General features: G+C 70.5%; 9 protein-coding genes. 5 read left to right on the top strand and 4 right to left on the bottom strand.

Annotated elements, in window-relative coordinates:
• The first annotated feature begins 608 nt into the window (after positions 1 to 608).
• On the top strand, positions 609 to 818 hold the full coding sequence (locus B7R87_RS32990) for a YozE family protein (protein WP_006351155.1): 210 nt from the start codon (positions 609 to 611) through the stop codon (positions 816 to 818).
• Between the two features lie 168 nt (positions 819 to 986).
• Here the strand turns inward: B7R87_RS32990 and B7R87_RS32985 are convergent, their stop codons facing one another.
• The 4 genes from B7R87_RS32985 to B7R87_RS32970 all read right to left on the bottom strand — a co-directional run bounded on the left by B7R87_RS32985 (position 987) and on the right by B7R87_RS32970 (position 5399).
• On the bottom strand, positions 987 to 2621 hold the full coding sequence (locus B7R87_RS32985) for an ATP-binding protein (RefSeq protein ID WP_157997851.1): 1635 nt from the start codon (positions 2619 to 2621) through the stop codon (positions 987 to 989).
• Positions 2622 to 2802: 181 nt separating this feature from the next.
• A complete protein-coding gene (locus tag B7R87_RS32980; protein WP_078902502.1) occupies positions 2803 to 3810 on the bottom strand; it encodes a bifunctional DNA primase/polymerase in 1008 nt (335 codons plus the stop codon).
• A 251-nt stretch (positions 3811 to 4061) separates the two neighbouring features.
• Positions 4062 to 4610 (bottom strand): UTRA domain-containing protein, encoded by a 549-nt coding sequence (locus B7R87_RS32975; RefSeq protein WP_006351152.1) that lies wholly within the window; start codon positions 4608 to 4610, stop codon positions 4062 to 4064.
• 12 nt (positions 4611 to 4622) lie between these two features.
• The gene (locus B7R87_RS32970) at positions 4623 to 5399 is read right to left on the bottom strand and encodes a GntR family transcriptional regulator (protein WP_006351151.1); all 777 of its coding nucleotides are present in this window, start codon (positions 5397 to 5399) and stop codon (positions 4623 to 4625) included.
• Between the two features lie 342 nt (positions 5400 to 5741).
• Between B7R87_RS32970 and B7R87_RS32965 the strand changes: the two genes are divergently transcribed.
• From B7R87_RS32965 to B7R87_RS32950, 4 genes are read left to right on the top strand one after another with little or no spacing between them, the layout of a single operon-like run.
• Entirely contained in the window at positions 5742 to 6236 is a 495-nt protein-coding gene (locus B7R87_RS32965; protein ID WP_006351150.1) for a hypothetical protein, read from the top strand.
• Complete coding sequence (locus tag B7R87_RS32960; protein ID WP_006351149.1) at positions 6233 to 6478, top strand: hypothetical protein; 246 nt, start codon at positions 6233 to 6235, stop codon at positions 6476 to 6478. The genes B7R87_RS32965 and B7R87_RS32960 overlap by 4 nt, the downstream gene beginning before the upstream one ends.
• On the top strand, positions 6475 to 7875 hold the full coding sequence (locus B7R87_RS32955; protein WP_006351148.1) for a DUF2637 domain-containing protein: 1401 nt from the start codon (positions 6475 to 6477) through the stop codon (positions 7873 to 7875). The genes B7R87_RS32960 and B7R87_RS32955 overlap by 4 nt, the downstream gene beginning before the upstream one ends.
• A gap of 3 nt (positions 7876 to 7878) precedes the next feature.
• The gene (locus tag B7R87_RS32950) at positions 7879 to 8262 is read left to right on the top strand and encodes an RRQRL motif-containing zinc-binding protein (protein ID WP_040917217.1); all 384 of its coding nucleotides are present in this window, start codon (positions 7879 to 7881) and stop codon (positions 8260 to 8262) included.
• The last annotated feature ends 3 nt before the right edge of the window (positions 8263 to 8265 follow it).

Here is an 8265-nt window from a genome sequence, read left to right as displayed (position 1 = left end):
GCCGGGCGCGGCCCGCGGCCTACCGCACGTCACCCGCACCGCCGCGCTCCTGCACACCGCATGAGCGCTGCGGCCCGGCCCACGAAGGTCGTCCTGCCTACCGGCCGCGAAGCGCGCTTGAGCGGTCACGTGGCTGCTCTGGGCCACCCAAAGGCGGGGCGGCGTGCTCGGCGCGACGCTTCGACGCCGGGTGCGGGTCGAAGGAGATCACTTTCCGTTGATCGCGCGGACAGAAGTTGGGACGCAGGGACGCACTCTGACCCGTCATCTCTGATGGCTCCCCACTCCACCTCTTCTTCTCTTCTCTTCCTCGACATTCCAACAGAGATGAGGGGGTCTAGAGCGTCCCTGCGTCCCAAAAAAAGCCGCATATGGGGCGCGCGCCAGGTCAGAGGTAGGGACGCACGTGGGACGCAGCAGGGACGCAGTGCGTCCCAGGGACGCACTTTGGGCCCTCCGGACGCACTCCGTCCCAAGTGCGTCCCTGGTGTGCGTCCCAACCAAGAGCGTCCCTCGCCCCACGAATCCCTCACGCTCCGTGAGCAGCTCGACGGGGCCCCGGGATAGGGTGCGGCGGTCGACTGCAGGCGAGAGACAGGGGCGGGCGGATGAGCGGCTTCGGTGACTGGCTGAACCAGTTCACGCAGGTCAGGGGGGCAATCGGAGACCTCGCGAGGGACGCCGCGGCGGACGCCGACTGGCCGGAGGAACCCGACGAGCTGGAGACGTACGTCGACCACCTCGACGCCGCCGGCGCTTCCCCGGCCGCGCTGGAGACCCTCGCCGACGCCTGGGCCCAGTACGCCGCCCGGCGATGAGCGTCCCACTCCCCCGAGAGTGCGTCCCAACCCCGCACGGAACCTCCGTGCGGGGGTTCCTGGCCTGGGGTTTCGCGTTCAATCAAGCTAGATAGTCCGCCCTTCCACGCGGGTACGCCGAAAGCCCGCCTGTGCGGTGCACGGCGGGTCGGCGGCAGAGCGGCGGCGCTACTGCATCAGCGGTTCCTGCACCGGCTCGGGTGCCGGCTGCGGGACGGACGGGTCGGGCTTCGGCACGTAGGTGACGGTCAAGGAGCGCTTCGACCCCGACTTGGTACGGGCGATGTCGACCCCGAGCTTGTCGAGGTCGGAGGCGACGCGGTTCAGCCGGTTCGACAGGACGCCCGGCGTCTTGGGCCAGTGCTCGTTCGTCATGCCGATCTGGCTGGTCAGTTCGTCCAGCAGCTCGGCGGCCGTGCCGTGCCACACCTGGAGGCCGTCCTCCTGGCGGGGCGGCATCCGCTTCATGAAGGTCAGCACCTGGGTGCCGACCTGGTTGGACTCCACGACCTCCTCGGCAAGCTCGGTGCGCTGCTTGAGGTAGTCGCTCAGGATGCTCGTGGTCGTGCTGCCGCTGACCTTGTCGAGCGCGGCCATGATCAGGCCGTAGTCCGCCATACGCGGCAGCGGGATCTCGCCCTTGTCGGCCTTCTCCCGGACCTCCGGCAGCTCCTGGAGGGTGCGGACGAGGAGGTCGAGGAGGGCGCCGACGATACGCGGCTGCGCTTCGTCGTACGCCTCCCACAGCGCGGTCTCGGTGCGCCGCTGGGTGATCCGGTGCAGGTGCACCGGGATCATGCGGTCCGCGAGGTCACCGCGCAGCGTGCCGACGTCGATGCCGTTGACGATCAGCACCCGGCGGAACTCCTGCACCGTGACGTCGGAGTCCGAGTACAGGGTCCGCTTCACGTTGGCGTCACCGGTGGCCGCGCGGCACATCGCGTCCGACAGCCACTCGGGAATCCGCGAGAGGTTGTCGAGCCCGACCACCCACGAGCCGACCGCCGCCGTGGACCAGTCGTCCGGGTCCTTCGGCGTCGACCGCGCGGGCGCGGCGGACGGGTCGAGCAGCTGCACGAGCATCTTCGTCGCGGTCGACTTCGCGGTGCCCTGCTCGCCGGAGAGGAACAGCAGCGGGTGCGGGATGCCCGGGACGAGACCGGCGACCAGCCACGACACGAGCAGCGGCCACGACTCGTCTGTGACGTTCAGCAGCCCGCGCAGCTCCTTGAGCGAGCCGCCGCCCTTGGGGATCGGCAGCGGCTGGGTGAGCTGGGAGCGCCGGAAGAGAGGCTGACCCGGCGCGGCCGGCCCCACGCTCCACATCTGCGGAGTGACGGTGACGACCAGGCCGTCCGCGCGTCCGAGGTCGAGGAGGAACCCGTCCTCGGGACGCTTCCCGAGCGGCGCGACCCGAAGGTGCAGCGGCACCGGGTCCTCCGCCTGCGCCCGGCCCTCGATGGCGAGCATCGCGTCGGCCAGCGCCGAGGACGACGCCGCCTTGCCGTGCAGGCCGTAGTACGTCCGGGCCAGCTCGGCGCGCAGCGAGATCCGACCGCCGCGCAGCAGGCGCGCGATCCGCGGACCGTCCTTCGGCACGGCGTACAGGTCGCCCGCGTCGGACGTGCCGAACTCGTACCGGCTGTCCGCCATCGCGATGATCTGGTCCGCCACGGACGGCGGCTTGCCGTCACCCTTCTTCGCGGCCGGCCCCCGCGGCTGCGGCGGCGCCGACTGCGTCGACTCCTTCCAGGCCCGGAAGGCGGCGAGGTCCTCGGGGCTGAGGTCCATGTCCTCGCTCATGCCGCACCCCCGATCGCCAGACGGGGACGCAAGCAGGTGCGGCGGGGTACGACGGTCTCGCATTCGAGGCCACTCCTCGGGTGCCGGGCCCCGGGGCGGTGGTACGCCGCCGGGGCCGTCATCAGTTCCGAGGCGTGGTCTACGTGGCGCTGAACCTTAGTGTCCTGCGGTGCGAAGTCGTTCACGCAGCACCGCCCATCCGGCGCGCGGGCGCGGTCGCCATCCGGCGCGGCCGGGACAGCCCAGCGGTCATGCCGGAGCGGAGCGTCTTCTCGATCTCGAACGCTGACTTCTCGCCGAGCCCGGACGCCTGCGCGGCCTCCGTCAGGTGCTCCTCGGCGACGGCCTGGTCCAGGAGGCCGGCGGCGACGAGCTGGCCCGCGCGGTACGCCGCGAGGTTCAGCCGGTTGTTGCGGCCGGAGTTGGGCTTCATCGCCGCCAGCTCGTCACACTCGCTGCGCAGGATGCCGTGCGCCCACCGGTCCTCGCGGGTGCCCTGCCGGGTCAGGTCCCGCAGCCGGGCGACCACATCGGCCCGGCGCGGCGCTCCCCCGGCTTTGGGTGGCTCAGGGGCGGCCGTGATCAGGGTCAGTAGCCACTCCGGCAGGACCGCCGGATCGGTGACGCTGCCCTCCAGCTCGTACGGAACCCCGTCGACCTGCGAGCCGATGCCGACGATGTAGCCACCGGCGGCCCGGGTGTCGATGCACCACCCGATGGTGCGGGCGGTGTTGCGCACCCCGACCCCGGCCGGAGCCCGGTAGACGAGGTGACGTCCGCCGCTCGGCGTACGGACGGTCAGCGTGGGAGTGATCTGCGCGCCGGGGATCTGCGCGGCGAGAGAGTCGAGCATCGTCATGCCGTCGACAATGTCGGCCAGACCGGACACCTCACCGTCGTGGGGGACGTCCAGGTCGACCGCGACGAGAGCGGACGGACCGCAGGCGACGCCGATGTTGAACGGGGCGCGGCCCCAGGTGCGCTCGATGACCTCGGGGTCGCGGGTCGCCCGCGCCTCCCAGTCGAGCCACCTCGGCTCCTTCGCGCCCACCAGCAGCGGATGGACGTACATCCCGCGCTCGGCGTACCGCAGAGCGCTGGCCAGCAATGTTGCCCGGAGCGCCCGGGTTGCAGCCGTGTTGTTCTCCCGGCGATGTGGCACCGGGGCCGATACATCTCGTACCCTCATGGAAGAGCGTCCTTTCTCGTACCGCTCGAACTTCGCCGGGGACCATCCCGGCCTTGCTGTAACCGAGGCGCCCTGCCAGGGGCGCCTTCGGCGTTTCTGGGGTCATCGTGCACCCACATCCGCTGTGGATCTTCATCGTGCACGCTCGCTCGGGATGATCCATCCCGTTTTGCGGTGCAGACGATCAAGTGCGGTGACCGCGTCGTGATGAGAACGGGGTGTGGGGCCCGGGGTTCCGGGCCCCACGGGAGTCAGCTCAGGGGAGTGCTGAAGCGGAGCACCCAGCCGGGTCCCGGCTTGTGAACGGTCACCTCGACGGCCCGTCCGTCTGCCGCATGGCCGATGTGCGTGATCTGCATGAGCAGACTCCCAACCTCCACACCGAAGGCGTCGGCCTCGACCTGGGTGGCCGGGTACTGCACGACCTCTTCGATGATCTCGGTCTGGGCGAACCCGGCCTCTGCCATCCGGCTGATGATGCCGCCCCGGCCCGGGTCGGGGTTCTCGATGCCCGCAGCCTCGGCTACGTCCAGCGGCACGTACGAGTCGGCGAGCTGGACGAGCTGGTCGCCGTTGTACATGTGGCGGGCGCGGACCACGGTCTCTTCGGCCTCCGTGATCCCCAGGATGGAGGCGACCTCCACCGGGGCAGAGCCCCGACGAACCTGGGTTTCGACGCGAGGAGTACCGCCGAGCCGCTTGATCTCGGTCTCGAAGGCGCCGCGGCTCTCGCCGGACTCCCGACGCTCCTTCAGGTACCGCTCGGTCGCGTCACGGACGATCGCGTTCTTGGTGCTCAAGGTGGGGTCCTCTCAGGTTTCGGGCTGGTCGATGGGCCACTCGTAGCTGAGCGACCACAGGGTGGTGGGCAGGACGTGGATGCAGACCTCGACAGCTCGCCCCTCGGCGGTCAGGCCGATGTGAGTGATCTCGTAGACCGAGCGAGAGGTCGGGATGTTGAGGGCCTCTGCCTCCTCCTTGGTCGGAGGGCGGACGTCGACCTCTTCGCGAATCCGCCGCTGAGCGTGGCCGGCGTCCGCGAGGCGGGACTTGCTGCCGCCCTCACCTGTGTCCTGCTCTTCGAGCTGGGTCCCGAAGGCGATGTCTCCGGGGAAGTACGAGGTGGCGACCTGTACGACGGACTGGTTCGCACGCATGGTGCGCGCGCGGACCAAGACCTTCGCGGCGTGGTGTGTGCCCAGGATCTTGGCGATCCTGGCCGGAGGCTTGAGCCGGGCGATCACGGTCTCGGAGTACGGCGTCATGCCCAGGCGGGCGATCTCGCTCGCGAACGCGCCGCGGGCTCCGTCCTCCTCGCGGGCAGCCTTGATGTACCGGCCGGTCCCGTCGCGATGGATCTTGCCGAGGATCGGGGAGACGAAGGTGCCCTCTCCTCGCCGGGAGAAGATCAGGCCCTCGTCTTCCAGGACCTTGTACACATCCCGGGCCGTCTGGAAGGCGACACCTTCGGCCTCTTGTAGGTCGCGGACCTTCGGCAGGGGGGACCCGGGCGGATATACGCCCCGTCGGATCTTGTCTCGAAGCTCAGCGGCCAGCCGCTGAACCTTCGGGACCTTGCTCTCCTCCACGCCTGCTCCCTCATGTGTGATTGCGCGTACCCCAGTCTGTCAGAACTAGTTCTGTCTGGACAGCCAGGCCAGACCATACCTTGGCGGCGTGTCGTTTGGAACCCTAGAACTAGTTCAGGGATAGATCTTGGCGACTCGCTGAACTAGTTCTATTGACACCGGCTGCGGAGGGTGTCTTAATCGTCACGTCGCACCGCAGAACTAGTTCAGCGGAAAGCGGCGAAGGGCCCGGTATGCCGTTCGTACCCGGGTCACAGCCATGCCTAAAACGGGCGTGGCCCCGAGCGCCGTAGGGCGGCAATCGGGGCCACTCGGGCCGTTCCATCGAGAGGAGCACGACCCATGCGCACCATCGTCAACGGACAGCGGATCGTTACCGAGGCTGAGTTCATCGAGGCCGCGAACGGGTTCTCCCCCGAGCCGCTGGAGCTGGAAGAGCTGGACTTCACCGCCGGCGGACTCGCCAGCCGGGACGCGCTGACGTCCTTCATGAGCGACTTCAAGGTCGAGAACGACACCGACCGCGAGGACGCCGCGTACTACCGGGCCCTGCTCCGCCGGATGCCGAGGGAGCTGCGCCGCCGGACGACCGCCGCCCCCGCCGTCCTGGCCGTCGAGCTGGAGACCGCCGACGACGCCCTCGGCTTCGAGGACGACGACTTCACCGCCGACTGGACCGCCGCCGACTTCGACTCGTACGAGGTGCTCGCCTCGGTGGGCAGGCCGAACCCGGCCGCCGCCGTCACCCGCGCCCGTCAGCCCCGCGCCGAGCGCCGCGCCGTCCGCACGGTCCTGCGCCTGGTCCGCGACGAGGTCCAGACGGGGGTGGCGGCATGAAGCGCGCCCTCGCCCACCTCGCCCTGTTCCTGCTGACCGTGCTGGAGATGGTCCTCGGCTTGATCGCCGGTGTGGCCGCCCTGGTCAGCGTCATCACCGAGATGGTGGCCCGCGCGACGGCCGCCGGCGGCGACTCCTTCGCCCGGCGCGTGCGCATCCGCCCTGTCTCCCCCCGACTCCGCACCGAGATGGCGACCGTGCTGTCCGGGCTCGCTGGCCCGGCCGCTGGAGGTACCCGATGAGCTACCGCGAGGAGCGCCGCGCCGACGCCGCGGCCCAGGCTGAGCAGTCCCGGAAGAACGCCGAAGTCCGAGCCGCGCAGGCCCGCGAGGACCGCCGCCTGGAGCTGGAGGCCAAGCGCGAGGAGGCCCGGCTCGTTGGTGAGCAGAAGCGCCTCGACAAGGAGGCCGCCGACGAGAAGGCCCGCAAGGACGCCGACGCCAAGCGCCGCCAGGAGCAGGCCGACCGCCGGGTCCGCCAGCAGGAGAAGGACCGCAAGCGTGCCGCCCGCCGGGCCCGGTTCGGCAAGCTGACCGGCTGGCTGAACAAGAACCCCGTCACGGCCTTCGTGGGCTTCGTGATGGTCTGCTCGATCGTCCCGGCCGTCATCTCCCAGGTCGTCTCGCTCGCGGGCGCCGGGGTGTTCGTCCTCCTGGCCGCGCTGCTCTCGGCGATGCTGGAGGGCACGGCCTGGGCCCTGACCTTCATGGGCAAGGCGGCCGAGGACGCGGGAAGGCCGGCGGGGAAGTACCGGATCGCTACGTGGGTGACCGCGTTCCTCGCGGCGGCGGTGCAGTACTGGCACTGGGCCGAGGCGCTGCCCGAGCACGCCTGGGTCGCCTGGGTGTTTGCCGGGTCGTCCATCGTCGCGATCTACCTGTGGGACATGAAGACCCACGGGTCGCACGGCAAGACCCACGAGGAGCGCCGCCAGGAGAAGGCCCGGCGCAAGCACCTCAAGGCCCGCCGCAAGCACCACAAGGACATTGCCGAGGAGGCCGACCGGCTGCTGTCGGCTCTGCCCTTCGAGGCGATCTCCGATGAGGAGGCGTTCGGCACTGCGTGGCGGATCAAGAAGGGTGCCGAGCCGGGGCTGTCCGCCGAGGTGTACGCGGCGGCCACCGACGCCCGGGTCCAGCTCGGTGCGGCCTTCGAGCTGGGTGAGCACGTCCGCCCCGAACTGGTCCGTGCGGGGATGCTCGCCAGTCTCTACAACCCGCTTCCGCACCGTCTCTCCGAGGGCATCCCGACCCTCGGTCCGACCCTCCCGCTGCCCGCTCTCCGGCGGCCCTCTCAGGGCGCTACAGCCCTTGCGGGAATTGGGGTGTACGCCCCTGAAGGCGCAAGCGAGAAAGCCAGCGAGAAGGGCAGCGGGAAGGCTTCTGGGAACGATGGCGATGACGCCAGCGGGAACAGTCGCCGGGGCCGGACGGACGAGGAGCTGAAGACCCTCGTGCCGGACGGGCTGAAGGCCGCCGCCGAGCTTGTGGCGGAGGGCAACCAGATCTCCGCCGCCGCTCTGTCGAAGCGTCTGGGCATCCGCCGGGACGACGCCCGGCGGCTGCGGGACCTGGTCGTCGCCGAGCGCAAGCTCCGGCTGATCGACGGCGGCGACGACACCGCCGCGCTGGGGGCCTGAGTCATGGGTCGCCTCGCTGATCTCTGGGACCCGGAGGGGGAGCGGCACGACGTGCCGACGTACCTCTGGAAGCTGGCCCCCGAGGGCCTGGCGACCCGCGACCAGCTCGTGGCGAAGGGGCTCCGGCCCCGGGGCCCGGCAGTCGCGCAGGTCATGTGGTTCAGCAACAAGACGACGACGCCGGGTGTGCCGCGGTTCGCCCGCCTCTACCCGATCGACCGGGCGACCCCGCCCAAGCCCCGCTCCCCCGGCCAGATCGCCTCCCTCGCGGCGGCGATGCGGGCCCGGAGGACCTGCCCCGAGTGCGGCGAGGTCAAGCCGTACTGCATCGCCACCTCGCTCAAAGCCTGCGCCCCGTGCGCGGACGGCTTCACCGCCGCCGCCTGACCC

The organism is Streptomyces tsukubensis, from assembly GCF_003932715.1.
GTDB lineage: Bacteria > Actinomycetota > Actinomycetes > Streptomycetales > Streptomycetaceae > Streptomyces > Streptomyces tsukubensis.
Note: the sequence above shows the minus strand (reverse complement) of the source record. Positions and strands in the feature narration are given on the sequence as shown.

Excerpts from the sequence above, each read along its gene's own strand:
- B7R87_RS32960 (WP_006351149.1), top strand. The coding sequence starts at position 6,233 with ATGAAGCGCGCCCTCGCCCACCTCGCCCTGTTCCTGCTGACCGTGCTG.
- B7R87_RS32990 (WP_006351155.1), top strand. The coding sequence starts at position 609 with ATGAGCGGCTTCGGTGACTGGCTGAACCAGTTCACGCAGGTCAGGGGG.
- B7R87_RS32950 (WP_040917217.1), top strand. The coding sequence starts at position 7,879 with ATGGGTCGCCTCGCTGATCTCTGGGACCCGGAGGGGGAGCGGCACGAC.
- B7R87_RS32965 (WP_006351150.1), top strand. The coding sequence starts at position 5,742 with ATGCGCACCATCGTCAACGGACAGCGGATCGTTACCGAGGCTGAGTTC.
- B7R87_RS32980 (WP_078902502.1), bottom strand. The coding sequence starts at position 3,810 with ATGAGGGTACGAGATGTATCGGCCCCGGTGCCACATCGCCGGGAGAAC.
- B7R87_RS32955 (WP_006351148.1), top strand. The coding sequence starts at position 6,475 with ATGAGCTACCGCGAGGAGCGCCGCGCCGACGCCGCGGCCCAGGCTGAG.
- B7R87_RS32985 (WP_157997851.1), bottom strand. The coding sequence starts at position 2,621 with ATGAGCGAGGACATGGACCTCAGCCCCGAGGACCTCGCCGCCTTCCGG.